The organism is Luteimonas terrae (assembly GCF_004358165.1).
GTDB classification, from domain to species: domain Bacteria; phylum Pseudomonadota; class Gammaproteobacteria; order Xanthomonadales; family Xanthomonadaceae; genus Luteimonas; species Luteimonas terrae.
The window spans coordinates 832,855-856,988 of sequence record NZ_SMTG01000002.1 but is presented as its reverse complement, the minus strand read 5'-3'; the positions used below and the strand labels follow the sequence as shown (position 1 = coordinate 856,988).

Below are 24,134 nucleotides of genomic sequence, written 5' to 3'. Positions count from 1 at the left end.
TGCGCGGCGGGCGATCCGCTCAGACGAACAGGAACACCAGTCCGATCAGCACGCCCGATGCGAACAGCAGCATCAGGCAGTAACCCATGATGTCCTTGATCTTCAGCCCGGCGATCGCGAGCAGCGGCAGGGCGAAGAAAGGCTGCAGCATGCTGGTCCACGCATCGCCCCAGGCCACCGCCATCGCCACGCGCGGCAGATCGGCGCCCAGCGCCTGCGCGGCCGGAATCATCACCGGCGCCTGCACCGCCCACTGGCCGCCGCCCGACGGCACGAACATGTTGATCAGGCCGGCCGACAGGAAGGTCCAGAATGGCAGGCTGCCGGTGGTCGCGAACGAGACGAACCACTCGGACATCGTCGTCGCCAGCCCCGAGCCGACGAGGATCGCCATGATGCCGGCGTAGAACGGGAACTGGATGACGATGCCCGCGCCGCCCTTGATCGCTTCCTGCAATGCCGCCAGCAGACGTGCCGGCGTGCGGTGCAGCACGATGCCGAGCATCAGGAAGCCGTAGTTGACGATGTTGAGGTTGAGGCTGCCGCCGCCGATGAAGTGGTCGGCGAGGAAGACCAGACCGGCGACGCCAACCGCGACCGACAGGATCCAGCCGTGCTCCAGGCGTTCGGCCGGGCTTGCGTCGGTGTCGAGCACCGGCGGCTCGGGATCTTCGGGCGGGGTGAACAGCACCGCGTCCTGGTCCGAGGGCGTCATCGCACGGTTGATCAGCGGGATCACGATCACCAGCAGTGCGATGATCAGCAGATTGAACGGCGCGAAGATCGTCTCCGAGGTCGGGACCAGACCGATCGCGTCCTGCATGAAATGACCTTCGGTGGCGATCGTCAGCGGGATCGAACCCGACAGGCCGCCGTGCCAGATGATGAAGCCCGAATAGGCGCTGGCGACGAGCAGGCGGTAGTCCACCCGCACGTGCCGCGCGACCTCGCGCGCGAACAGCGCGCCGATGACCAGGCCGAACCCCCAGTTGATCCAGTTCGCGGCCAGCGCGACCAGCGTCACCATGACGATCGCGTTCTTCGGCGTGCGGCAGCGCGAGGCCAGCCACGTCAGACCGCGTTTGACCGGCGGTGTCTTGGCCAGGATGAAGCCGGTCACCAGCACCAGCAGCATCTGCATCGAGAACCCCAACAGCTCCCAGAAGCCCGTGCCCCAGTAGCGCACCAGGTCGAGCGGGGAGGTCTGTTCGATCGCGAGCGCGGCAATCGCGGCGAGCGCGGTGAAGATCAGGACGAAGACGTAGGCGTCGGGCAGGTACCGTTCGACGAGGCGAACGGACAGGCGCGTGGCGCGCTGGAACATGGGCGGCAACCGTCGTGGGAAACGACCGCCCAGCTTAGCCAGCCCGGCGCCCCATGCCTGCTGGACCATGGTCTACCAGGCATTGTGGGAGCGCGCTTGCGCACGATTCCGGACACGTTGCGAGTCCACGCGACGACCGGATGCGCGCGCAAGCGCGCTCCCACGCTGGATTGCTCAGACCGAAGCGGGATTGCCGGTGCAGGTGCGGTCGGGATGATCGGGGCGCGTCAGCAACGCGTCATTCACACCGCGTGTCCACAGCACGTTGCCGGCCTCGTCGGTGTATTTCGCGCCGGAGGCCGCCTCGTCGCTGCGCAGGACCATCGTCGTCCCGTCGACCGCGACGCTGACCTGGCCATGGCCATCGAAGGACGCATCGACGGGTGTGCCCTCGCAGTCGTAGTGCATGACCTGCGGCTGCGGCGCGGCGTCGGTGCTGGGCGTCTCCGGATCGGGCGGCGTTTCGGCGGTGCTGCCGCCCGCCGGCGGCGCGACGGTGTCGTCGGGCGGTGCCTGGGCCGGCGAACACGCGGCGAGCGAAAGGGCGATCGCCGTGGCGAGCACGGGGGTGAACCAGCGCATGGTCGTCTCCTTGCCTGTGGTGAAGCGGAACGACACGGGGGAGCGGGGAGGCCGGTCCAGCATACGCCTCCGGTGCGGAGGCGTATGCGGCGTTGCGTCAGTACACGCGAGCGCAGTTGCGCTCGTGCTGGCCCTGCAGCGCGAGACGGGCCTCGTCGGTGCCATGGCTCCAGAACGCGTTGCCGTCGGCATCGGCGAAACGATCGCCCTGCGCCGTTTCCGCACGCGGCAGATCCAGCGTCACGCCGTCGACGACGAACTTGACCCGCGCATCGGCGCCTTCGCCTTCCTGCGCCATGGTGATGCGGATGCCTTCGCAGTCGTAGTTCACCGTGTTCGAAGGCTCCGCCTCGGCTTCGCGCGCGGCGATCGAGCCGGTGGGCGGCGCATCCTCGGCGGCCGCGGGCGGCGGTGGCGGCGGCGTATCCGCAGCCGGCGCCGGCGCGGGTGCTTCGCCGCTGCAGGCGGCCAGTGCGAGCGTGAGCAGGAAGGCGGAAGCGGGTGCTGCGCGCATGTGGAATCCTCGTCGTTGCGGGTGCCGACGGCGTCGCCGGCAGGACGGGGCAGGTTAGGAAGCCGGGCGTTAACGCGGAGTTGCGCGTGGCTGGATGGGGTTCCCATCGCAGCGAGGCTGCAGATGGCGGACGGCCTCAGCCCTCTCCCGCATGCGGGGGAGGGTTGGGTGGGAGCAGACGATCAGCTGTCGCAGACGAATGGATCGAGATTCCCACGCGTTGCGCGTCTCCAATTGGCACCACGACCGGAACCTTCGCCCCCATCCCGACCTTGCCCGAAGGCCGGGGAAGGGGAAGGGCGAAACACGCCTGGTTCGAACGCGCATCAACGCGTGGTCCTGATGGCTCAGGCAGCCAGTCCGCGCATCGCGTAGCGATGCTGGTCCGCGCCGCTGCCGGCACCGTCCGCGGCGTCGAGAAAATCGCGCCCCCAGCGTTCGATGTCGTAGTAGCGGACGATATCGAACAGCTGGCGTTGGCGTCCGATGCCTTCGTGCTCGGGCATCGACAAGGCCTGGCGCAGGCCGGCGACGAGGTCGTTCTGGTCGTGCGGATTGGTCAGCACCGCGCCCTTGAGCTCGGCCGCGGCGCCGGCGAACTCCGACAGCACCAGCGTGCCCGACGAGCCCTCGATGCCGTGCGCGGCCACAAACTCCTTGGCGACGAGGTTGAGACCATCGCGCAAGGGCGTGATCCACATGACGTCGGCGGCGGCGTAGTGGGCCAGCACTTCCTCGAACGGCAGCGGCCGCGCGAAGAAGCGCACCGGCGTCCAGTCGAGCATCGCGTACCGGCCGTTGATGCGACCGACTGCCTGTTCGATCTGCGTCTGCAGTTCGCGGTACACCGTCATCTCGCGCGCAGCCGGCACGCAGACCATCAGCAGATTGACCTTGCCGCGCAGGTCGGGCTGTTGCGTCAGCAGCTGTTCGAACGCCAGCAGCTTCTCCAGCGTGCCCTTGGTGTAGTCCAGCCGTTCGACCGAGAGCACCAGCTTGCGCCCCGCGAACTCGCGCCGGATCTGCTCCAGGCGCACGCGCACGCGCGGCTGCGCCAGGCCGGTTTCGATGCGCTTGAGGTCGGTCCCCACCGGATGTGCGCCGAGGCCGACGACGCGATCGCCAACTCGGATCCGCGTGCTGACCTCGTCCAGGCCCACCGCGCAGCCGTAGGTCAGAAAGCGCGGCGCGCAGCCTTCGCGTTCCAGCACTTCGGTCGGCATCGCGCCGCGGACCACGTCGACGAAGTTCTCGACCTGGCGCGGAATGTGGAAGCCGATGTAGTCGCACTGCAGCAGGCTGCCGAGGATCTCGCGGCGCCACGGCACCACGTTGAACACGTCGGCCGACGGGAAATAGGTGTGGTGGAAGAACGCGATGCGCACGTCGGGGCGCAGTTCGCGCAGGTACGCCGGCACCATCCACAGGTTGTAGTCGTGCAGCCACACCGTCGCACCCGGCGCGGCTTCGGCGGCGGTGGCCTCGGCGAACTTGCGGTTCACGCGCAGATAGATGTTCCAGTCGTCCTCGCTGAAACGCGCGCGTTCCCAGAACGTGTGCAGCATCGGCCAGAAGGCTTCCTTCGAGAACCGCTTGTAGAACGCATCGACCTCGGTCTGCGACAGCGGCACGCGGGCGACGGTAAGATCGGGATAGGCGTCCGGGTCGACCGGCGTGCGGGTCTGGAACTTGCCGAGCTTGGGATCGTCGACGCTCCACGCGACCCACGAGCCCTTCTGGCCGCTGCCGAAGAAGCCCAGCAGGCTGGGAATGATGCCGTTGGGGGAGGTCGGTCGGCGGCGCTTGCGCTGGCCGTCTTCGACGTATTCCTCGTAGGGCAGGCGGTGATAGACCATCACCAGATCGGAGGTGCCGGTGCTGCGCTCGACGGTCTCGCGCAGGTGCGGGTCGTCGGCATCGAGCAGATCGAAATGCGTGATCGCCTCGAGGATGCCGCCGCAGCCCGGCGCCTGCGCCTGGAACACGTTCGACAGCTGATCGGTCGCCTTGACCAGCGCGGGTTCGGATTCGCCCACGCACACGCCCTGGAAGCCGGAGGTGTACATCGACAGGTCGTTGAGCGTGTCGCCGGCGACCAGCACGCGGTCACGCGGCAGTTGCAGATGTTCGGCAAGCGCGGCGAGCGTGCGGCCCTTGTCGGTGTCGGGCGGCAGGATGTCGAGATAGCGGTCGGCCGAATACAGCACCGAGCAGCCCAGTTTGCGTGCGGTCGCCTCGATCTCGCCGCGCACGCCGGCCAGCGCTTCGGGCTCGCAGAAATACGAACAGCGGCGCTCCTGCGGCACGTCCTGGCGCACCAGGCCGGCGAAACCGGACATCGCATCGGCGACGGCGTGCTCGCCCGGCCAGCGCCGGTCGATGCGCGTCTGCAGCGGCTGGATCGGTTGCAGGGTGCGGCCGTCGACGACGGTGCCGCCGACATCGCAGATCACGTAATCGGGGCGCGGCAGGCTGGGGTCGGACAGCAGCGGCATGACGGCTTCGAGGCCGCGGCCGGTGACGAAGGTCAGGCGGATCTCGGGATGGCGGTCGACCAGCCGGTAGAGCTGCTGGCGGTGCGCGGGCGATCCGGCGAGGAAGGTGCCGTCGAGGTCGGTCGCGAGCATCAGTCGCGGCACGAACGGGGTATTGGCAGGGGCGAGGTCGGGGGTCTGGGGGTTCTGCGAAGTCAATTCGGGTCCTTGTGGTGTGGATCGGAAAGATCGGGGCCCTCGGGTGCGGGGCCGGTTTCGGGAAGCAGTTCGAGTGCCGAAGGCGTGGTGCGCAGCATCGGATGGAAGACGGAAGGATGGTCGCGGTCGCGATGACGGACCAGACGACGACCCGCGGCGATCAGGGCCAGTGCACCAAGCACGATCGCGAACGAGGCCGGCAGCGCGGACGGGCCGAACCGCACCATCGCCGCGCCGGCCAGCGCCGGGCCGATCGCCGAGCCCACGCCGTTGAGCAGCAGCAGGCTCGAACAGCCCGACAGCGTGTCCTCGACCGGCAGATGGTCGAGCAGATGCGCCACGCACAGCGGATAGATCGCGAAGGCCACGCCGCCGAACAGGAAGAACAGGCCGAACAGGGCGGCCTGCGATTGCGCCGCGGTGAACATCATCGCCACGCCAATCAGCGCCGCGATCGCGCAGATGATCGCCAGCGTCGTGCGGCGGTCGCCGCGGTCGGAGGCGCGGCCGATCGGCCACTGCAGCAGGGCGCCGCCGAGGATCGTCGCGCTCATCAGCGCGGCGATGCCCTGCAGGTCGAGACCGAGCCCGGTCGCATAGACCGCGCCCATCCCCCAGAACGCGCCCATCGCCAGGCCCGCCAGCAGCGATCCGCTGGCGGCCGCCGGCGCCGCGCGCCACAGCGAGGCAAGCGCGAGCCGCGGCACGGCCGGCAGCGTCGGCTGCACCATGCGGCTGGCGACGACGGGCAGGGCGGCGAGGCAGACGAAGATCGCCACCACGCTGAAGAGCACGAATGACGCCGGATCGAGCCAGCTGATGAACCACTGGCCGGCCGCCAGCGCGAGCAGGTTGACCGCCATGTAGACCGCGAATACCTGGCTGCGCTTATCGGGCGGCGCCTGCACGTTGAGCCAGCTCTCGATGACCGTGTACAGCCCGACCAGGCCGACGCCGGTCAGCACGCGCAAGGCGCCCCAGGCCCAGGGATCGACGAACACCGGGTGCAGCAGGATCGCGGCGGCGACCAGCGCGGCATAGAACGCGAATGCGCGGATGTGGCCGATGCGCTGGATCAGGCCCGGCGCGAGATAGGTGCCCAGGAAGAAGCCGACGAAGTAGCCCGACATGATCAGGCCCATCGTCTGGTCGTCGAAGTTCTCCAGCCGCCCGCGCACCGCCAGCAGGGTGCCGAGCAGGCCACTGCCCATCAGCAGCAGGGCGACGCCCGCCAGCAGGGCGACGAGGGGACGGATGACGGCGATGGGAGACCTCCGGCGAACATCAGCGAAGGTGCGCGATCATAACATCTTGAAAATTATGGACATTTCACGCGAACGGGCCGCCGCCACGCCATGTTGCGATGCAGCGAAAAATCGCAAAGGAATCAGTCGCTTGGCAAGCCGGCCAGGAACGCCACCGGATCTGAACACGCGTTCCGCGATGCTCCGGGCTTATTGGCCCCGGACTGGTACCCCATGTCGACATACCCGTTGTCCGCCGCGCTGGCGATCGCGCTGCTGGCAGGCTGCGCACCCGCCGAAGAAACGACAGAACCTGATAGTGCTGCGTCCGCACCCCCTGCGCACGACGCGTCAGCCGGGACGGCGGAGGCCGCGGAGGATGTCATCGTGTCGACCAACGAGCCCTTCTGGCAGGCGCGCGTCGAGGGCGACACGGTCATCCTGACAGGCATCGACATGGCCGAGCGTCGTTTCAGCGGCGCGCGCAGCGCGATGACCATGGATGGGCGGCGCGTGGATGCGTCCGACGCTGCCGGCAATGTCGTGCTGATCGTGCGGCGCATGCGCTGCGAGGACGACATGTCGGGTGCCCGGTTCCCGATGACCGGCCTGCTGACCATCGACGGCCGCGGCCCGTTCCGCGGCTGCGCGCGGCCGGCCTCGATGCCGCCTCCGCAACCGCCCGGCGACGCCGCAAGCGACCCGGCGTCGACGACGATACCGGCGCGCTTCCTCGGACGCTGGGATGCCGATGCGGCCGCCTGCAAGGGCGAGGGCAGCGATCTCGGGCTGCGCATCGAGCCGACGGCGCTGCGATTCCACGAGAGCGACGCGACGCCGCGGACGGTCGAGATGCTGGACGACGACACGATCCGTATCGAGGCCACGTTCGAGGGCGAGGGCGAGACCTGGCAGGAGACGCGGATCTTGCGCCTCGAAGGCGGGAACACGCTGGTCGTCGAGGACGCGGCGAGCACGCACGCCACGCGTCGCATGCGTTGCGATTGACCGGAGCGGAGCCGCAGTGAACCTAGACGGTCGTCAGGACGTCCCGAGCCGCTCCATTTCGACGATCTCGCCCACCCACACATAGTGCGGTACTGCCGGATCATCGAGATCGTCCAGCCGCAGCAGCGCGTTGTGCCCCTCTTCGCCTTCCGCATCGCGGAAAGTCTCGATGGTCGGGCGCACCGAAACGGTGCCGGCGACCACGCTGCCGTCGCGCAGCGTCAGGCGCATGCGGGCCTCGTCGTGGAGATGGAGGATCCGGTCCTCGATCACGGCGACCTCGTCACGGTCGCGGTGGATGCGGGGCGGCAACTGGCTCATGGGCGTCTCCGGAGGCGGGCGCGCCAGTGTGTGGCGGCCCGTGAAAACGCGGAGTGAGCGCGGCGCGCTCAGCCTTCGAGCGCGGGGCGCAACAGCCGGTCGTACTCGGTGCGCACCACGCCGTAGCACTCGCACGAACGTGCCAGCAGGCAGTCGCGGTCGAGCACCTGGATCACACCGCGGCTGTAGCGGATGCAGCCTTCTTCCTGCAGCTTGCGCGCCGCCTCGGTGATGCCTTCGCGGCGCACGCCCAGCAGGTGGGCGATCTGTTCCTGCGTCATCTTGATCTCGACCGAACCCACGCGGTCGTTGACCAGCAGCAGCCAGCGCGAAAGCTGCTTGTCGACGGTGTGGTGCCGGTTGCAGACACCGGTCATGGCAGTCTGCGTCAGCAACGCCTGGATGTAGCGCAGCAGGATCTGCTGGAACGCGCCGCCACGCTGGAACTCGCGCACGGCGAACTCGCCGCGCATCGCCAGCGCTTCACCGCTGACCTTGACCACCGCCCGCGTCGGCACGCTGCGCGCACCGTTCAACAGACCCACGCCGACCACGCCCTCGTTGCCGACCATCGCGAACTCGCTCGTGTCGCCACTCTCGAGCGCGTACATCAGCGATACGATGCCTTCGCGCGGAAAGTACAGCGTGGTCTGGGCCACATTGGCGTCGTGCAGCACCTTGCCAGCGGGCATGTCGACGAGCTGGAGCTCGTCGTCGAGGCGGTCGCAGACCTCCTCGGGCAGATCCTGCAGCAGTCCATTGAGCGGCGCCCACGGCGCGTTCTTCTTCATGCTGGGCGAAAGATCCATCGGCTGAACGAGCATGAATTCTCCCGACTGAATGCGGTTGCGTATGTGCGGCAGCGCGCATACAGCTGAACAGCTGCGTGCGCCACCGAACAGACCGTGAAGAAGCTGCGTTCCCAAGCTGTCGTCGCGTGCGCACGGATCGCACGCGTCCGATCAGGGCATCGCACAGGGACCGCAGTGAACGCAGACGACGTGGAGTTGTGCCGGGTCTACGGCCAGATGTCCCGTGACTATCTGGGGCACCGGGCGTGGGTCGAGTGCGAGCCGGAATTGCGTGCCGGCTGGCTGCGCTTGCGCCGTAATCCCGCACTGGATTGGGACGACGTCGCGTCGCTGGTGAAAACGTTTTGGGAGCTTGCCCCGGTCGATCCGGACGGCACGTGAATCCGTCGGAACCCGTTCAGCTTTCGCGATCGGCGTCGAGCCGGAAGCCGTCGTCGACCACCGACAGCTGCATTTCGATCGGACGGCAGCACACCTGGCAGTCCTCGACGTAGTCGGCATCGCCCGCACTGGCGTCGACCAGTGTCTCGAAGCGTTCGCCGCACCAGGGGCAGCGCAGTGTCGCCAGATCCTGCATGCCGTCAGGCTGCACCGCACCCGGTCCATGGCCCGTGATCGACAGTGTTCCGCGCCAACGGTTGGCCGCATCGCACGCGCCGCCGATACTGGCGGCCCCGCGTCGTTGTGCCGTTCCGATGTCCACGCTTCCGCCGGCGCCCTTGCGCCCCGGCCGCATCCGGCTGGCGCTGTTCCTCGCCGGTTTCGCCACATTCTCGCTGCTTTACGGCGTGCAACCGCTGCTGCCGGAGTTCGCGCGCGAATTCGGCGTCGGGCCCGCGGAGAGTTCGCTGCCGCTTTCGCTGGCGACATTCGGGTTGGCGGTGTCGATCTTCTGCGCCGGCGCGGTGTCCGATTCGCTGGGACGGCGCGGCCTGATGTTCGGCTCGATGGCGCTGGCCGCTTTGCTGACGCTGTTGGCGGCGATGCTGCCGCAGTGGAACGCGCTGGTCGCAGTGCGCGCGCTCGCGGGCATCGCGCTCGGCGGTGTGCCGGCAGTGGCGATGGTGTACCTCGCCGAAGAACTGCCGCCCCAGCGGCTCGGCGCCGCGGTCGGTCTGTACGTCGCCGGCAACGCCTTCGGCGGCATGACCGGGCGGCTGGGCGTCAGCCTGCTGGGCGAGTGGATGACATGGCGGCATGCGCTGATGACCTTGGGGCTCTTCGATCTGTTGCTCGCGCTGGCCTTTCTTTGGCTGCTGCCGCCGTCGCGACATTTCGTGCGTCGTCGCGGCGTCTCGCTCGCCTTTCATCTGCGGGCCTGGCGCGACCAGCTGCGCGATCCGCACCTGCCGTGGCTGTTCTCGGTGCCGTTCTTGGTGATGGGCGTGTTCGTCAGCGTCTACAACTATCTGGGCTTCCGGCTCGGCGGTCCGGAATTCGGGCTGGGCCCCTCGCAGATCGGCTGGATCTTCAGCGCCTACGTGTTCGGCATCGCCAGTTCGTCGATCGCCGGCGGCGCCTCGGACCGGTTCGGTCGTGGCCCGGTGGTGCTCGCGGGCGTGGGGGTGGCGATGATCGGCGTGGCCCTGACGCTGGCACACCATCTGTGGCTGATCGTGTCTGGCGTGGCCGTATTAACCATCGGCTTCTTCGTCGCGCACGCCTCGGCCAGCACCTGGGTGGGCCGGCTCGGCGGCACGCATCGCAGCCATGCCGCGTCGCTGTATCTGCTGTCGTACTACCTCGGCGCCAGCGTGGTGGGCGCATGCAGCGGCTGGTTCTGGGAACACGGCGGCTGGCCGGCGCTGGCGTCGCTCGCACTCGGCCTGCTGGCAGTCGCGTGGTTCGCGGCGCTGCACCTGCGCCGGCATGCGCCGGACGACCGATCGCGCGTCGCGCCCGCGGACCATCCCGCAGGCGATTGAGCGCGAAGGCGCCGATGCGTGGTGCCGGGCGGATCTCCGGCCCGGCACCCTCGCGAAGACGACCCGTCAGAGCATCGCGAGTTCGACGTTGCCGAGCGTCTTGCCGTAATGCCTGCGCAGGCGCAGCTTGCGCTCGAGGTCTTCGAGAATGCGACCGGAGAAATCCAGGCCCGTCAGTTCCTCGAGCATGTTGATGCCGCCGGGCGTGTCGACGTTCACTTCCATCAGCTTGTCGCCCACGATGTCGAGGCCGACGAAGTACATGCCGTCGCGGATCAGCTTCGGTGCGACGAGTTCGGCCAGTCGCAGCGCATCGGCATCCGGCACGGCCATCTCGTACTTGCCACCGGCGCTGATGTTGCTGCGGGCATCGCCACTGTCGTTGTAGCGACGGATGCAGGCGTAGGTGCCGTCGACTTCGAGCGGGCGGCCGTTGAGCATCAGCAGGCGCAGGTCGCCGTCCTTGGCCTTGGGCAGGTACTCCTGCGCGATCGCGTAACCGTCGCGCAGCACCGCGTCGATCATCTGGTTGAGGTTGCCGCCGCTTTCGGGCGTCACCACGAATACGCCCTGGCCGCCGGACCCCTGCAACGGTTTGATGACGCCGTAGCCCTCGCGTGCGGTGATGAAGGCCTTGATCTCCTCGGGATCCCGGCTGATGCAGGTCACCGGACGGACGATCTCGGGGAAATGCTGGAAATAGGTCTTGTTCGACGCATCGGTGAGATGGGTTGGATCGTTGACCACGAGCGCGCGCTTGAGCGCGCTGAGCTGGGCGAACAGCAGGCCGCTGCCGGGTGCCCACGGCCGCTCGACCATCTCGTCTGCGGGATCGCTGCGCAGCATCAGCACGTCGAGGTCGTCCACCGAGATGCGCTCGGTCGGGCATTCTTCCGACTGCAGATCCGCCAGCAGCGCCGCATCGTCCGCGTAGTCGGTCTCGCAGGGCATGTGCGCGCAGGCGCGCACGGTACCGTCGGCGTCGTAGGTGAAGTCGGCCAGACCGATCAGTGCGACCTCATGGCCACGTGCCAACGCGCGCCGTGCGAGACGGATGGTGGTGTAGTTGTCCTGCTCGGTGGCGACGTCGTTGACGACGAAGCCGATACGCAGGGAAGAGCCATCGGTCATGCACAGTGCTCCGGGGGGCGGTGGGTCTGGTAGAGGCGCTCGACCGGCGTGCGCCGGCATGCATCGAGTCGCGTGTGGAAATCGGGGGCGCAGGCATAGCGCGGCAGCAGGTCCGGCGGCACGATCCAGCCGTCGTCGACCAGCGCATCCAGCAGTTCGAGTTGCGGCAGCGCGAACTTGCCGAGGAACAGTGCGTCGAACTCGCCGCCCGCCGCGAGATAGGCCAGCAGATCGCGGATGCCGCGCAGGTAGACCGCATCCTTGGTCAGGCCACCGCCGCGCCGCGCGCGCACCGCGACATCGAAGGCGTCGTCGGTGGCCAACTCATGCGCTTCGTGCAGACAGGCGAAGATTTCAGGCAGGCACTCGCCGCGCGCCGCCATTTCGGTGGCGACCACACGCGCGGCGAGGATGCGCAGGCGCTCGCCGGGCAGATAGCCCGACAGGTACTCGCCGAGCACGCCCAGACCTTCCTGCATCGGGTCGTAGTGCGCCAGTCCGACTTCCAGCTGGCGCAGCGCCTGCTGCCGGCCGTTGTGGCGGGTGACGACGTGCGTGCCGATCTCGTGCTGGATCAGCGGCTGCACGCGCGCGGCGGGCAGGCGGATGTTGCCGTCGATGTAGAACGTGCCGTGCGAGACCATCAGCATCGAACTGATGTCGGTATCGACGACCACGTCGATGTGGAAATCGGGCGCCTGCGCGCGATACCACTCGATTTCCGCATCGACCGCCTGGCGCACCACCTCGATGCCGCAGTCCGCGGGCAACGGCTCGCTGACGCCGACGGTGCCGAGGATGCGCTCGGCCAGTGCGAGCAGCTCGGGCTCGATCGCGCCGAACAGCGCCACGCTGGCATCGACGAAACCGGGGCGGTCGCGCTGTTCGACCAGGTCGATCATGCGGCCGAGCTCGCGCTGTTTTTCGGCGAGTAGGGCCTGCAGCGCGGGCGACTCGATGTCCGCGATCGGCAGGGCGTCGAGCGCGGCGCGCGTGGCCGGCAGATCCGCGTCGAGATCGACGTAGCGCAGGACCGGTTCGTCGCGCCGGCCCGACGCATCGAAAGCTTTCCACAGTCCCACACCGTCGACCGGCGACAGGGCCAGCAGCCAGTCCAGACGCGCGTCCAGCGCGGCCAGGCTCGCATCGACCCGTTCGGCGACCGGGGGCAGTGGCTTGGCGACCGGGCGTTCGCGCACGGCGGCGCTCAACGCAGGAACTCCGGACGGACCGCATCCACCGCGTGCTGCAGGCCATCGCGCAATGCGTACAGCGCGGGAATATCCGCCCGCCCGCTCCATTCGTCCATGAAGATCTTCTTGTACTCGGGCGAGATCGTGCAGACCTTGTCGCCCCAGTGCGCATAGACCCACTCGGGGAAATGTCCGCCGCTCGGGAAGCGCACGTTGCAGCGCACGTCGGGCAGGGCGCCACGCACGGGATGCCGGCGCAGCACATTGGCGAAACGCTTCGCGGTGTCGCCCCACCGGTCCGGATCCAGCGTGGTAATGCCCAGCTCGATGTCGGGATTGTCGTCCTGCGACGAGGGTGCCGCGTCCGCGCCGTCGCGGCGGTGGTTGTAGCTGTGGATGTCGACCAGCAGCACGCTGCCCCAGCGCGCCACGGTCCGGTCGATCAGTTCTCCGACCATGTCGTAGAAGCGGTCGTAGAGTTCGAGCGAGATCGCACGTTCCGCATCGTCGAGCGGCGTCTTCCAGACATCCAGACCCCAGCAGGCCTCCGGGCCGGTGTAGATCGCCTCGGCACGCGGGCGGTTGAGATCGACTTCGAACCGGGACTGCCGCACCCGCAGGCGTGCATCACCCACTTGGGCGAGCAGGCTGGTCAGCGGGTCTTCCTCGCGGAAGCGCGCGTCGTCGTCGAGCTTCACGCGTTCGCGCAGAGACGGACGCAGCGCATGTCCGTCGTGGATGGCGGTGGCGATCACCGGGCCATCGGAGACGGCCAGGTCCCATGCGTCGACACGCGCGAGGAGCGTGGGCGGATGGGTATCGGAGAGGAGGGCGGCAGGGGCGGGACGTCGTGGATCTGGCATGGCGCACATGCTTGCAGCGGCCGAATGATGCGGCTGTGACCGCCGCGGCGCAGTGCGTTGACGCATGGTTAACCTACAATCGCCGCCTTTCCCGCGCCGGCTCCCGCCATGTCGCCCAAGGCCACCATCTACAAAGCCGAACTGCAGGTCAGCGATCTCGACCGGCACTACTACGCCACCCACGATCTGGTGCTGGCCCAGCATCCGTCCGAAACCGAGAACCGGTTGATGGCGCGGCTGATCGCATTCGCGCTGTTCGCGCAGGAACGCCTGGAGTTCGGCCGCGGCCTGAGCAACGAGGACGAGCCGGACCTGTGCCTGCGCGACTACACCGGCGACATCGAACTGTGGATCGATCTCGGCCAGCCCGACGAGAGCCGCATCCGCAAGGCCAGCAGCCGTGCGCGCCAGGTCGTGGTGGTGAACTACAGCGGCAACGCGGCGGCGATCTGGTGGGACAAGAACGCCAATGCGCTCGGCCGCCTCAAGAACCTGACCGTCGTGGATCTCGATCCCGATTCGATCGAAGCGGCGGTCACGCTGCTGCAGCGAAGCATGCGCCTGACCGCGATGATCCAGGACGGCGAACTGCAGCTGATGAGCGAGTCGGCGACGATCGCGATGACGCCAGGCTGGCGGATGCGACCGGCGCAGAGTTGAAGCGCGCTGTGAGTTTGCCGTCGCGATGAACCGCCCCTTCCCCTGCTTGCGGGGGAAGGCCGGGATGGGGGCCGCGACATGTGGAAAGTCAGGGCAGCAGGCGCAATGCAATCGCGCAGGCGCATCTGCACACATCGGGCGATGCGACGGCCTGCAAAGTTCGCCCCCACTCAACTCTCCCCCGCAAGCGGGGGAGGGCTTCAAGCCCACGGATGCGCGAAGGACGGCGTGGACCCGCGTGACCTGTGGCCGTTGCCCCGACTGCGCTTGCCGGCTAGGGTCGCGGGCTGTTCCCGTCGCACCGGTTGCCGCATGTCCACCCGAACGTTCCGCCGTCCCGTCGTCGCCGCGCTCGCGGCCGGTCTCGCCCTGTCCGCCACCACGCATGCCGACGAGGGCATGTGGATGCCGACCCAGCTGCCCGACATCGCCAAGCCAATGCGCGAGGCGGGGTTCCGTGGACGGGCAGAGGCCCTGGCCGATGTCACCGCGCCGCCGCTCAGTGCGGTGGTCAAGGTCGGCGGCGGCACCGGCGCCTTCGTCAGCCCGGACGGCCTGCTGCTGACCAACCACCACGTCGCCTACGGCGTGATCCAGTACAACAGCAGCGCCGAACGCAACATCATCGACGGTGGTTTCATCGCCGATGGCCGTGGCGACGAGCGCCCGTCGAATCCCGACTTCCGCGTGCTGGTGACCGTCGGCTTCGACAAGGTGACCGACGAGGTGCTGTCCGATGCGCGCGGCAAGACCGGGCGCGCGTACTTCGATGCGGTCGATGCCGCGTCCAAGCGCATCGTCGCCGAGTGCGAGCAGGGCGGCGACGTGCGCTGCAGCGTCGCCAACATGTACTACGGCACCGACTTCTATCGCATCCGCCAGCTGGAGCTGCGCGACGTCCGTCTGGTCTACGCGCCGCCGCGCGCGATCGGCAACTACGGCGACGAGATCGACAACTTCATGTGGCCCCGCCACACCGGCGATTTCACCCTGCTGCGCGCCTACGTCGGCCGCGACGGCAAGCCCGCCGATTACAGCACCGACAACGTGCCGTACGCCCCGCCGGCGCATCTGCAGGTCGCGCGCAGCGGTCTGCATGCGGGCGACTACGCGATGCTGGCCGGCTATCCCGGCACCACCTTCCGCCATCGCACCGCCGCCGAGTTCGACGCCCAAGTCAATCGCGTGCTGCCGCAACGTGTCGCGGTGTTCGATGCGCTGATCGACGCGGTCGAGTCCGCGGGCGCGGACGATGCCGACATCCGCACGCGCTACGCCTCGCAGCTGCAGTCGCTGAAGAACAACCGCAAGCGTGCCGCCGGCGAGCTCGAAGGCCTGCTGCGCAGCGACGCGCTACGCCTGCGCGGCGAGGACGAGGCCGCGATGCTCGCCGCCACGACCGGCGAGGATGCCGCCGGCATCGCCGAACTGCGGGCCATCCTCGGCCAGGCCGACGCAGCCGCCGTGCGCGACCAGCTGCTGACGCTGGTTGCCAGCCAGACCCAGCTGCTGCGCTCGGCACTGCTCCTCGAGCGGCTGCGCATCGAATCGGCCAAGCCCGACGACGCCCTGCGCGAAACCGGGTATCAGCGGCGTGACCACGCACTGATCGAGGGCGTGCTGCGTCAGGTGCAGCGCCGCTACGCGCCGGCTGCCGAACAGGCGCTGCTGCAGGTGCTGGTTTCGCGTTACCAGCAGCTGCCCGACGCCCAGCGCCTGCCGGCCTTCGACGCCGCGTTCGGCCGCACGCCCGATTCGCTGGCCAAGGCGCTGCAGACCGTCTATTCCGGCACCCGGCTGGGCACTGAAGCCGAACGGCTGTCGCGCTTCGCGCAGGCACGCGAAGGCCAACCGCTCGCAAGCGACCCGCTCCTCGCGCTGGCCGCGCAGATCGTCGCCGCCCAGCTCGACGCCGAAGATGCCCGCAAGACCCGCGAAGGCGAGCAGCTGCGCCTGCGCCCGGCCTACATGCGCGCCCTGTTCGCGTGGCGCGCGCAGCAGGGACGGGCGGTGTATCCGGACGCCAACGGCACGCTGCGCGTGAGCTACGGCAAGGTCGAGGCGCTGGCGCCGCGCGACGCGGTGGCCTACGCGCCGGTGACGACCGTGGCCGGCATCGTCGAGAAGCACACCGGGCAGGTGCCGTTCGACGCGCCGCAGCCGCTGCTCGACGCGATCGCGCGTGGCGATTTCGCCGGCACCGACGAAGCCTCGCTGAAGACCCAGCCGGTGAACTTCCTGACCAATCTCGACACGACCGGCGGCAATTCCGGCTCGCCCGTGCTCAACGCGCGCGGCGAGCTGGTGGGCCTGAACTTCGACAGCAACTGGGAGTCGGTCAGCGCCAGCTGGTGGTTCGACCCGCGCTACAAGCGCGCCATCCACGTCGACATGCGCTACATGCGCTGGCTGATGGACAAGGTCTATCCGGCGCCGGCGCTGCTGGAGGAAATGGGCGTTCCGGCGCGCTGATCGTCCCGCCGGTCGGGCGCCGTTCGGACGCCTGGCCGGTCAAGGCCGCACAATGCGCGGCCCCGACCAACGCGCATCACCACGCATGAAGATCCCGCAGGGACTGCAGCCACTGATCGAGGACGGCATCGTCGATGCCGTCCTGCGTCCGCTCAAGAGCGGCAAGGAAGCCTCGGTCTACGTCGTGCGCTGCGGCGAGGCGGTGCGCTGCGCCAAGGTCTACAAGGACATGGCCCAGCGCAGCTTCCAGGCGCGCGTGCAGTACCAGGAGGGGCGCAAGGTCCGCGGCAGCCGCGAGCAGCGGGCGATGGGCAAGGCCACGAAGTTCGGCCGCCGCGAGCAGGAAGCCGCGTGGAAGACCACCGAGGTCGACGCGCTCTACGCCCTGTTCGACGCGGGCGTGCGCGTGCCGCGTCCCTACGGCTTCTTCCACGGCGTGCTGCTGATGGATCTGGTCACCGACGCCGAGGGCTTCAGCGCGCCGCGCCTGGGCGAAGTGGAACTCGAACCGGACAAGGCGCGCGCGTGGCACGCGATGCTGGTGCGCGACGTTGCGCGGATGCTGGTGCTGGGCATGGTCCACGGCGACCTGTCCGAATACAACGTGCTGGCGGCGCCCGATGGCCCGGTGCTCATCGACTTTCCGCAGGTCGTCAGCGCCGCCGGCAACAACAACGCGCGCGACATGCTGCTGCGTGACGTGCACAACATCCGCGACACGCTGGCGCGCTTCGCGCCCGAGCTCGCCGACACGCATTACGGCGAGGAGATGTGGAAGCTCTACGAGGCCGGTGACCTGCAGGCCGACACGCCGCTGAGCGGCCGCTTCATGTTCGACACGCGCAAGGCCGACACACGCGGTGTGCTGTGGTCGATCGAGGACGCGCGGCAGACTGCGATCATCCGCCAGCAGGGCCGCGACGAGGCCGACGCGGCGGACTGACCTGCGATGGCCCGGCCCCGGTTCCCGATGCGCGACGGCGTCGCAGCCAGCAGGCTGCAGTTGCCGCCCGGCCCGTGGGCCACGGTGTTGCAGGCGCTGGTCGCGCACTTCCCGCAGGTACCGGAGGCGATGTGGCGCGACCGGATCGCGCGCGGTCGCGTGCTCGATGCGGGCGGCGTCGCGATCGCGCTGGAGACGCCGTACCGACTCGGCGCGGAGATCGGTTACTACCGCGAGGTGGTCGACGAACCCGTCATCGCGGCCGTCGAGCGCATTCTCCACGTCGACGCGCATCTCGTCGTCGCCGACAAGCCGCATGGTCTGCCGGTCGCGCCGACCGGTGCCTTCGTCACCCAGACCCTGCTGACGCGCCTGGTGGCAACGCTCGGCAACCACGATCTCGTGCCCCTGCACCGCATCGATCGTGGCACTGCCGGACTGGTGCTGTTTTCCGCGCAGCCGGCGACACGCGCGGTCTACCAGGCGCTGTTCCGCGAATCGCGTATCGAAAAGACCTACGAGGCACTGGCACCACCGCTGCCCGACGTGACCTTTCCGCTGGTGCGGCGCAGCCGCATCGAACGCGGCGAGCCATTCTTCCGCATGCGCGAAGTCGAGGGCACGCCGAACAGCGAAACCCACGTAGATGTGCTCGAACGCGGCGCGCAGCGCTGGCGCTACGCGCTTTCCCCGGTCAGCGGCCGCAAGCACCAGCTGCGCGTGCACATGGCCGCCTTGGGCGCGCCGATCCTGCACGATCCGTGGTATCCAGCGCTGCAGGCGCGTTCGGACGAAGCGCCTCTGCAGCTGCTGGCGAAGGCGCTGGCGTTCGACGACCCGCTCGACGGCCGTCGCCGTCGTTTCGAATCGGCGCAGACATTGCCGGAGGTCTGACGTGGCGCCGGCGCGGCGCGGATGCCGAAGCGCCCGGGGACGCTATGTCCCGCGTTGCGCCCGCAGCCATGCGATTGCGCCATCGGCCGCGATCGCCGCGCTCGCATAGCACGCGGTCAGCAGATAGCCGCCGGTCGGCGCTTCCCAGTCGAGCATTTCGCCGGCGACGAAGGTACCGGGCAGGGCACGCAACATCAGCGCATCGTCGGTCGCCTCCAGACGCACGCCGCCCGCGCTGCTGATCGCCTCGGCAATGGGCCTCGGCGCGACCAGGCGCAACGGCAGCCGCTTGATGGCCAGCGCAATGCGCGCCGGTGACGCGAAGGCCTCGCGCGGCAGCACTTCGAACAGCAGCGCGGATTTCGCGGCGTCGAGGCCGGTCGCGCGGCGCAGATGCTCACCGACGCTGCGACGTCCGCGCGGACGCTCGAGTTCGGCCTGCAGGCGGGCACCGTCGCGCCCCGGAGCGAGGTCGAGGTGCAGCAGCACGTGTCCGTCGCGCGCGATGCGGTCGCGCAGGGTGCCGGAGATCGCATAGATCGCGCTGCCTTCGATGCCGGTCGCGGTCAGCACGCATTCGCCCTGCAGCGCATGCGCGCGACCGTCCAGGTCGTCCCAGTGCAGCACGACGGGCTTGAGCGGCGCACCGGCATGTCGCTGCGACAGATGTTCGCTCCAGCCGATGTCGAAGCCGCAGTTGGCCGGCACCAGCGGCGCGACCTCCACGCCGCGCGCGGCGAACGTCGTCTGCCATGCGCCGTCGGAACCGAGCTCCGGCCAGCTGCCGCCGCCCAGCGCGAACAGCGATGCGTCCGGGCGATGCACGACCGCGCCGGCCGGTGTCTCGAACCGCAGCGCGCCGTCCGGCGCCCAGCCGCTCCAGCGATGCTGCACATGGAATCGCACGCCGTCCTCGCGCAAAGCCCGCACCCAGCCGCGCAGCAGCGGCGCGGCCTTGAGATCCTCGGGAAACACGCGGCCCGAACTGCCGACGAAGGTCGGCACACCGCGCGCCGCCGCCCAGTCGCGCAGCGCCTGTGCGTCGAAACCGTCGAGCCAGCGCCCGACCTGCGCGTCGCGCGCGCCGTAGCGCGCGTCGAACGCGGGGCGCGGCTCGGAGTGGGTGAGATTCAGGCCGCCCTTGCCGGCGATCAGGAACTTGCGGCCGACCGAACCCTTCGCATCGAACAGATCCACGTCCACACCGGACGCGCGCGCACGTTCCGCCGCGAACAGGCCGGCCGGCCCGCCACCGATGATGGCGAGCCGCGGCGCATCACCTGCGGGCACTCAGGCGGCCTGCTGGAACGCGAGCACGTAGCCGTCGGGATCGACGATGCCGAACTCGCGGGCGCCATACGGCATATCCTGCAGTGCCCAGGCCTGCGGCACGCGGCCCTGCAGCTGCGCGAAGCAGGCTTCCACGTCTTCGACGGTGAGATACAGCGTGCCGGTGAGCGTGGGCGCGCGGTGCCACAGGTCGGCCGCGGTGAACACCACGCGTGCGCCATGACCGCTGACGGTGAGCGTTTCGCCCTTCGAGGCGGCGGCGGAAAAACCGGGCAGGGATGCGTAGAACGCGCGGGTCCGTTCGAGATCGGTGCAACGCAGCAGCAGGGTCAGGGCCATCGGGCGCCTCCGGCAGGGGATGGCGGTCATTATGACCAGCGCGTGCGTTGATTCGGCGGCAACGCCGACGTTGCTAGGCTTCGAGCCCGTAGCGAATGCGCATGCAGGAGTCCGTCATGGCGACCGGTTGGGCTGGCGATGGCGCAGTGCAGGACCAGATCGACGCGACGGTCGAGGACGCCATCAAGCGCGCCCGCAGCCAGTTGCGCAAAGGCCCGGGCCTGATGCACTGCGAAGAGTGCGATGCACCGATTCCCGAAGCACGCCGCAAGGCAGTGCCGGGCGTGCGCCTGTGCGTGGAATGCCAGGCGGCGCAGGACTACGACGATGCGCACAGCGGCTACAACCGCCGCGGCAGCAAGGACAGCCAGCTGCGCTGATCGCTCCACCGGACTTGCACGCACGATATGGGACAAGGGGCGCCGCGTTCGCCGCGGCCCGCTCCTTCTGGAATCCGCATGCCCGCGTCGTCGGACCTCGTCCTGTTCACCCGCAAAAGCCTGATCGTCCTCGCCCTGCTGGCGGTGCTGGTGCTGTGCTGGGCGCTCACGCCCGTCTTCATGCTCGTGTTCGGCGCGATCGTCGTGGCGGCGATGCTGCTGTCGCTGTCCGACCTGTTGCGGCGCGTGCTGCCGGTGCCGCACGGCGTTGCACTGGCGATCGTGCTGGTCGGGCTGACCGGCGGCCTGACCTTGCTGCTGTGGATGTTCGGCGCGCAGGCCACGCGCGAGCTGTCGACCCTGAGCGAGTCGCTGCCCGGCGCCTGGGCGCAGTTCCAGCAATGGCTGGGCGAGACCAGCATCGGCAGTTTGGTGCAGGAGCAGTTGAACGCCATCCGCGACAACCTCGGCCGAGTCGTCACCAGCGCCGGCGCGATCGCGATGACCGTCTCCAGCGGCACCGTCGACCTGTTGCTGGTGCTGATCGGTGCGATCTACATCGCCGCGCAGCCGCGCATGTACCGCAACGGCCTGCTGCACCTGGTGCCGCGCTCGGCCAAGCCGGTCGCGGCCGATGCGCTCGACACCAGCGGGCGTGCGCTGCGCCTGTGGCTGGGCGGCCAGCTGGTGGCGATGGTGGTGGTGGGCATCCTCACCGGCATCGGGCTGTGGCTGCTCGGCGTGCCGGCGGCGTTCGCGCTGGCGCTGATCGCGTTCCTGCTCGACTTCGTGCCGATCATCGGGCCGATCGTCGCCGCCATTCCCGGCATCCTGCTCGGTTTCACGGTCAGTCCGCAGGTGGGGTTCGCCACCTTCGCGCTCTACGTCGTGCTGCAGCAGATCGAGAGCAATGTGCTGCAGCCGCTGATCCAGCAGCGTGCGGTCGAACTGCCGCCTGCGCTGCTGTTGTTCTCGCTGGTGGTCTTCGGCAGCCTGCAGGGCGCGGTGGGCCTGCTGCTGGCCGCGCCGCTGACGGTCGTGGTCTACGTGCTGGTCAAGCGTCTGTACGTGCGCGAGCTGCTGGGCGGCGACACCGCCGTGCCGGGCGAGCGCGACTGAGGCCGGCGTTGTCTTCGCGCGCGGCACTGCCTATGGTCGGCAACCCCGTCCGGAGTTCCGCCCCATGATCCAGCGCATCGAAGCCGGCCCGCGCATGTCCGAGGCCACCGTCCACAACGGCGTCGTCTACTGCGCGGGGCAGGTGCCCGAAACCACGGGCGCCGACATCGGCGTGCAGACGCGCGAAGTGCTCGACGCCATCGACGCGCTGCTCGCGCAGGCCGGGACCGACAAGACCCGCATCCTGCAGGCGCAGGTGGTGCTGGCGGACATCGCCGACTTCGCCGGCATGAATGCCGAATGGGACCGCTGGGTGGTGCCGGGGCAGGGACCGGCACGGGCCACCATCGAGGGACGCCTGGCCGATCCGGGCTGGCGCATCGAGATCATCGTTACCGCCGCGCTGCCCTGAGCGCGGCGCTGCGGATTACACGTCCAGCGGATCGCCGGGGCTGCTGCCGCCACCGCGCGGCGCCGGCAATGCGCCGCCCCGCCAGCGACGCAGGGCGCGCTGGAAGAACAGGCTGTTGGGAATCTGGAGGCAGGTGCCGGCGCCATCACCGTCGTCGCTCTCGCGCAGCGTGGTGTAGACGAGGTTGATGTCGACGACCTGGCCGCGGAGGCCGGGCTTCTCGCCGTTCTCCAGCAGTTCGACGTGGTCGTAGAGCCGGAACGGCCGCGTGGTGAGGATCAGCATCGTGCAGAAGATGTTCGACAGCACGCTCCACGCGGCGAAGAACGCCACTGCGGCGACCGCCGCGAAGCCGGTGAACGCGGTCCACAGCACCGTGCCGGACACGCCCATGCGTTCGAGCACCAGCAGCAGCGCGGCGGCGTAGATCAGGAACGAGGCGATCCGCCGCCCGCCGACGACGGCTTCGGGCGGCAAGGTGTAGCGGTGACCGATGCGTTCGATCAGCCGGCGGACCAGCAACCGCAGCAGCCACGCGGCCGCGAAGATCAGCAGGATCTGGCCGATGGGCACGACGATGTCGAGCCAGTCGTGCAGCCAGACGGGCAGGCGGTCCTTGAAACGCACTTGCGACTCCACGCACGGCACCGATCGCGCCGGTGCACAGTCTACGCGGCACGTCGCGGCGCTCGCGTCGTCGACAGTCGCAAGCCTGCAGCCCGAAGCGTCGTCCATGGCCACCGCGCTAAGATGGCCGCCCCCGAACGCGCGAGCCTGTCCCTTGAGCACGATCCTCGCCCCGGTCTCGATCGGCGAACTCGCCGACAAGATCACGATCCTCGAGATCAAGTCCGAACGCATCGCCGATCCGCAGAAGCTGCAGAACGTGCGCACCGAGCTCGACGGCCTGCTGCCGCTGTGGACCCCGCTGGCCGAGGCGCAGCCGGAGATGGCGACGCTGAAGATCGCCCTGCGCGAGGCCAACGCACTGATGTGGGACGTCCAGGACGCCCTGCGCGCCAAGGAGGCCGCGCAGGTGTTCGACGACGCATTCGTCACGCTGGCCCGCGCGGTCGCGAAGCACAACGGCGACCGCGTCGCGGTCAAGAACCAGATCAACCGGCTCGCCGGCTCGCGGTTCGTCGAAGAGAAGCAGTACCGCTGAACATCCCGGGTACGCGCGTCGCGATGTGGCTTCGATGACGCGCCTCTGAATCGACGACGCGATCTCGGGAAAACCCCAGCATCGCCTTGCGCGCGCTTGCTGCAGGATTGCACGCGAAGCGCGCGCCCCCGCCGCGCAACGACAGGACGCAGACATGAGCGACGGCACTTCGGGCGTCGGTGGTACCGACAGCAGCAACGCCAGCGACAGCGCGACCGGCGCGCGCGACGCCGCGGCCGCGAACGCGGCGATGGATGGCGTGGAAGACACGGCTTCCGCCTACAGCGATGCGGTGAGCGCGGCCGACGCGGCAAAGGCCGGCGTCGAGGCGCAGGACGCGTGCGCGGTCGAAGCGGCGGCCACGCGCTCGCAGGCAGCGGCCGACGAAGCCCAGGCGGCTGCCGATGCCCTGGCCGATCTTGCCGCCAGCATTTCCACGCCCGACACCCAGCGCGCCGCCGAGGTCGCACAGGGTCTGGCCAACGATGCGGCCGCCGCGGCGGCAGCGGCGCGCGAATCGCTGGCCGGCATGCGCGCCGACCAGGGCGTGGGTGCGTGCATCTCCGACGCCCGTCCAACCGATCCGACCCAAGGCCTGGCGCTTGGACAGATCAGCCAGCTGTTCGGCTGAGCGGTCGTCAAAAAGTGGGATGGAACGGGGCGCTGCGGCGCCCCGTTCCGGTTGCGGCACCGGCGTGGGCGATGTGCATCACCGCCTCCCGGATACGCAAAAACCCGCCTCGCGGCGGGTTCTGCGGAATATGGTGGAGCCAGGGAGGATCGAACTCCCGACCTCGTCATTGCGAACGACGCGCTCTCCCAGCTGAGCTATGGCCCCATGAGGTGCCGG

At 69.1% G+C, this 24,134-nt stretch carries 26 protein-coding genes and 1 tRNA gene; 12 read left to right on the top strand and 15 right to left on the bottom strand.

Annotated elements, in window-relative coordinates:
- Positions 1 to 19 precede the first annotated feature (19 nt).
- The 5 genes from E2F49_RS04210 to E2F49_RS04190 all read right to left on the bottom strand — a co-directional run bounded on the left by E2F49_RS04210 (position 20) and on the right by E2F49_RS04190 (position 6,369).
- The gene (locus E2F49_RS04210; protein WP_133392738.1) at positions 20 to 1,324 is read right to left on the bottom strand and encodes a short-chain fatty acid transporter; all 1,305 of its coding nucleotides are present in this window, start codon (positions 1,322 to 1,324) and stop codon (positions 20 to 22) included.
- A 174-nt stretch (positions 1,325 to 1,498) separates the two neighbouring features.
- Positions 1,499 to 1,906 (bottom strand): MliC family protein, encoded by a 408-nt coding sequence (locus E2F49_RS04205; RefSeq protein ID WP_165971115.1) that lies wholly within the window; start codon positions 1,904 to 1,906, stop codon positions 1,499 to 1,501.
- Positions 1,907 to 2,003: 97 nt separating this feature from the next.
- Positions 2,004 to 2,420, bottom strand: coding sequence for an MliC family protein (locus tag E2F49_RS04200; protein WP_133392736.1), 417 nt, complete (start codon positions 2,418 to 2,420; stop codon positions 2,004 to 2,006).
- A 347-nt stretch (positions 2,421 to 2,767) separates the two neighbouring features.
- The gene (gene ggpS, locus E2F49_RS04195; protein WP_243713421.1) at positions 2,768 to 5,113 is read right to left on the bottom strand and encodes a glucosylglycerol-phosphate synthase; all 2,346 of its coding nucleotides are present in this window, start codon (positions 5,111 to 5,113) and stop codon (positions 2,768 to 2,770) included.
- Positions 5,110 to 6,369 (bottom strand): MFS transporter, encoded by a 1,260-nt coding sequence (locus tag E2F49_RS04190; RefSeq protein WP_133392735.1) that lies wholly within the window; start codon positions 6,367 to 6,369, stop codon positions 5,110 to 5,112. The genes ggpS and E2F49_RS04190 overlap by 4 nt, the downstream gene beginning before the upstream one ends.
- A 375-nt stretch (positions 6,370 to 6,744) precedes the next feature.
- On the opposite strand from E2F49_RS04190, the gene E2F49_RS04185 reads away from it, so the two are divergent.
- Positions 6,745 to 7,365, top strand: a complete 621-nt coding sequence (locus E2F49_RS04185; RefSeq protein ID WP_133392734.1) for a hypothetical protein — start codon at positions 6,745 to 6,747, stop codon at positions 7,363 to 7,365.
- Between the two features lie 33 nt (positions 7,366 to 7,398).
- On the opposite strand, the gene E2F49_RS04180 is transcribed toward E2F49_RS04185, so the two are convergent.
- A complete protein-coding gene (locus E2F49_RS04180) occupies positions 7,399 to 7,686 on the bottom strand; it encodes a DUF3247 family protein (RefSeq protein WP_133392733.1) in 288 nt (95 codons plus the stop codon).
- A 68-nt stretch (positions 7,687 to 7,754) separates the two neighbouring features.
- Positions 7,755 to 8,495 carry a Crp/Fnr family transcriptional regulator gene (locus tag E2F49_RS04175; RefSeq protein WP_243713419.1) on the bottom strand — a complete coding sequence of 247 codons (741 nt, stop codon included), beginning with the start codon at positions 8,493 to 8,495 and terminating at the stop codon, positions 7,755 to 7,757.
- Positions 8,496 to 8,672: 177 nt separating this feature from the next.
- Here E2F49_RS04175 and E2F49_RS04170 point away from each other — a divergent pair, with 177 nt between their 5' ends.
- Entirely contained in the window at positions 8,673 to 8,879 is a 207-nt protein-coding gene (locus E2F49_RS04170) for a hypothetical protein (RefSeq protein ID WP_133392732.1), read from the top strand.
- A 16-nt stretch (positions 8,880 to 8,895) separates the two neighbouring features.
- On the opposite strand, the gene E2F49_RS04165 is transcribed toward E2F49_RS04170, so the two are convergent.
- Positions 8,896 to 9,090, bottom strand: coding sequence for a CPXCG motif-containing cysteine-rich protein (locus tag E2F49_RS04165; protein ID WP_425481330.1), 195 nt, complete (start codon positions 9,088 to 9,090; stop codon positions 8,896 to 8,898).
- A 103-nt stretch (positions 9,091 to 9,193) separates the two neighbouring features.
- On the opposite strand from E2F49_RS04165, the gene E2F49_RS04160 reads away from it, so the two are divergent.
- Positions 9,194 to 10,423 (top strand): MFS transporter, encoded by a 1,230-nt coding sequence (locus E2F49_RS04160; RefSeq protein WP_133392731.1) that lies wholly within the window; start codon positions 9,194 to 9,196, stop codon positions 10,421 to 10,423.
- A 66-nt stretch (positions 10,424 to 10,489) separates the two neighbouring features.
- On the opposite strand, the gene E2F49_RS04155 is transcribed toward E2F49_RS04160, so the two are convergent.
- Genes E2F49_RS04155 through E2F49_RS04145 form a run of 3 tightly spaced genes read right to left on the bottom strand, consistent with a single transcriptional unit; the run spans position 10,490 to position 13,610 of the window.
- On the bottom strand, positions 10,490 to 11,554 hold the full coding sequence (locus E2F49_RS04155) for an ATP-grasp domain-containing protein (RefSeq protein WP_208004800.1): 1,065 nt from the start codon (positions 11,552 to 11,554) through the stop codon (positions 10,490 to 10,492).
- The gene (locus E2F49_RS04150) at positions 11,551 to 12,765 is read right to left on the bottom strand and encodes a peptidase MATCAP family protein (protein ID WP_055248299.1); all 1,215 of its coding nucleotides are present in this window, start codon (positions 12,763 to 12,765) and stop codon (positions 11,551 to 11,553) included. The genes E2F49_RS04155 and E2F49_RS04150 overlap by 4 nt, the downstream gene beginning before the upstream one ends.
- A complete protein-coding gene (locus E2F49_RS04145; protein ID WP_165971114.1) occupies positions 12,762 to 13,610 on the bottom strand; it encodes an N-formylglutamate amidohydrolase in 849 nt (282 codons plus the stop codon). Before E2F49_RS04145 ends, E2F49_RS04150 begins: the two co-directional genes overlap by 4 nt.
- Positions 13,611 to 13,718: 108 nt before the next feature.
- Here E2F49_RS04145 and E2F49_RS04140 point away from each other — a divergent pair, with 108 nt between their 5' ends.
- The 4 genes from E2F49_RS04140 to E2F49_RS04125 all read left to right on the top strand — a co-directional run bounded on the left by E2F49_RS04140 (position 13,719) and on the right by E2F49_RS04125 (position 18,579).
- Complete coding sequence (locus E2F49_RS04140) at positions 13,719 to 14,270, top strand: YaeQ family protein (protein ID WP_055248295.1); 552 nt, start codon at positions 13,719 to 13,721, stop codon at positions 14,268 to 14,270.
- A 312-nt stretch (positions 14,271 to 14,582) separates the two neighbouring features.
- Positions 14,583 to 16,742, top strand: a complete 2,160-nt coding sequence (locus tag E2F49_RS04135) for a S46 family peptidase (RefSeq protein WP_243713417.1) — start codon at positions 14,583 to 14,585, stop codon at positions 16,740 to 16,742.
- 85 nt (positions 16,743 to 16,827) lie between these two features.
- Positions 16,828 to 17,685, top strand: a complete 858-nt coding sequence (locus tag E2F49_RS04130) for a PA4780 family RIO1-like protein kinase (RefSeq protein WP_133392729.1) — start codon at positions 16,828 to 16,830, stop codon at positions 17,683 to 17,685.
- A gap of 27 nt (positions 17,686 to 17,712) precedes the next feature.
- Positions 17,713 to 18,579, top strand: a complete 867-nt coding sequence (locus E2F49_RS04125) for a pseudouridine synthase (protein ID WP_208004798.1) — start codon at positions 17,713 to 17,715, stop codon at positions 18,577 to 18,579.
- Between the two features lie 42 nt (positions 18,580 to 18,621).
- Here E2F49_RS04125 and E2F49_RS04120 read toward each other — a convergent pair whose 3' ends face one another.
- Together E2F49_RS04120 and E2F49_RS04115 are read right to left on the bottom strand one after the other, a co-directional pair.
- Complete coding sequence (locus tag E2F49_RS04120) at positions 18,622 to 19,869, bottom strand: TIGR03862 family flavoprotein (protein ID WP_133392727.1); 1,248 nt, start codon at positions 19,867 to 19,869, stop codon at positions 18,622 to 18,624.
- A complete protein-coding gene (locus E2F49_RS04115) occupies positions 19,870 to 20,208 on the bottom strand; it encodes a VOC family protein (RefSeq protein WP_133392726.1) in 339 nt (112 codons plus the stop codon).
- A gap of 116 nt (positions 20,209 to 20,324) precedes the next feature.
- On the opposite strand from E2F49_RS04115, the gene E2F49_RS04110 reads away from it, so the two are divergent.
- The 3 genes from E2F49_RS04110 (at position 20,325) to E2F49_RS04100 (ending at position 22,119) form a co-directional block, all read left to right on the top strand.
- The gene (locus E2F49_RS04110; protein WP_133392725.1) at positions 20,325 to 20,588 is read left to right on the top strand and encodes a DksA/TraR family C4-type zinc finger protein; all 264 of its coding nucleotides are present in this window, start codon (positions 20,325 to 20,327) and stop codon (positions 20,586 to 20,588) included.
- A 78-nt stretch (positions 20,589 to 20,666) separates the two neighbouring features.
- Complete coding sequence (locus E2F49_RS04105) at positions 20,667 to 21,707, top strand: AI-2E family transporter (protein WP_133392724.1); 1,041 nt, start codon at positions 20,667 to 20,669, stop codon at positions 21,705 to 21,707.
- A 64-nt stretch (positions 21,708 to 21,771) separates the two neighbouring features.
- Positions 21,772 to 22,119 carry a RidA family protein gene (locus tag E2F49_RS04100; RefSeq protein ID WP_055248279.1) on the top strand — a complete coding sequence of 116 codons (348 nt, stop codon included), beginning with the start codon at positions 21,772 to 21,774 and terminating at the stop codon, positions 22,117 to 22,119.
- Between the two features lie 15 nt (positions 22,120 to 22,134).
- Here the strand turns inward: E2F49_RS04100 and E2F49_RS04095 are convergent, their stop codons facing one another.
- Positions 22,135 to 22,746, bottom strand: a complete 612-nt coding sequence (locus E2F49_RS04095; RefSeq protein ID WP_425481329.1) for a mechanosensitive ion channel domain-containing protein — start codon at positions 22,744 to 22,746, stop codon at positions 22,135 to 22,137.
- A 154-nt stretch (positions 22,747 to 22,900) separates the two neighbouring features.
- Here E2F49_RS04095 and E2F49_RS04090 point away from each other — a divergent pair, with 154 nt between their 5' ends.
- Positions 22,901 to 23,284 carry a DUF6165 family protein gene (locus E2F49_RS04090; protein WP_133392722.1) on the top strand — a complete coding sequence of 128 codons (384 nt, stop codon included), beginning with the start codon at positions 22,901 to 22,903 and terminating at the stop codon, positions 23,282 to 23,284.
- A 154-nt stretch (positions 23,285 to 23,438) separates the two neighbouring features.
- On the top strand, positions 23,439 to 23,915 hold the full coding sequence (locus E2F49_RS04085; RefSeq protein ID WP_133392721.1) for a hypothetical protein: 477 nt from the start codon (positions 23,439 to 23,441) through the stop codon (positions 23,913 to 23,915).
- A gap of 131 nt (positions 23,916 to 24,046) precedes the next feature.
- Here the strand turns inward: E2F49_RS04085 and E2F49_RS04080 are convergent.
- Positions 24,047 to 24,122, bottom strand: a tRNA-Ala gene (locus E2F49_RS04080).
- Positions 24,123 to 24,134: the final 12 nt, after the last annotated feature.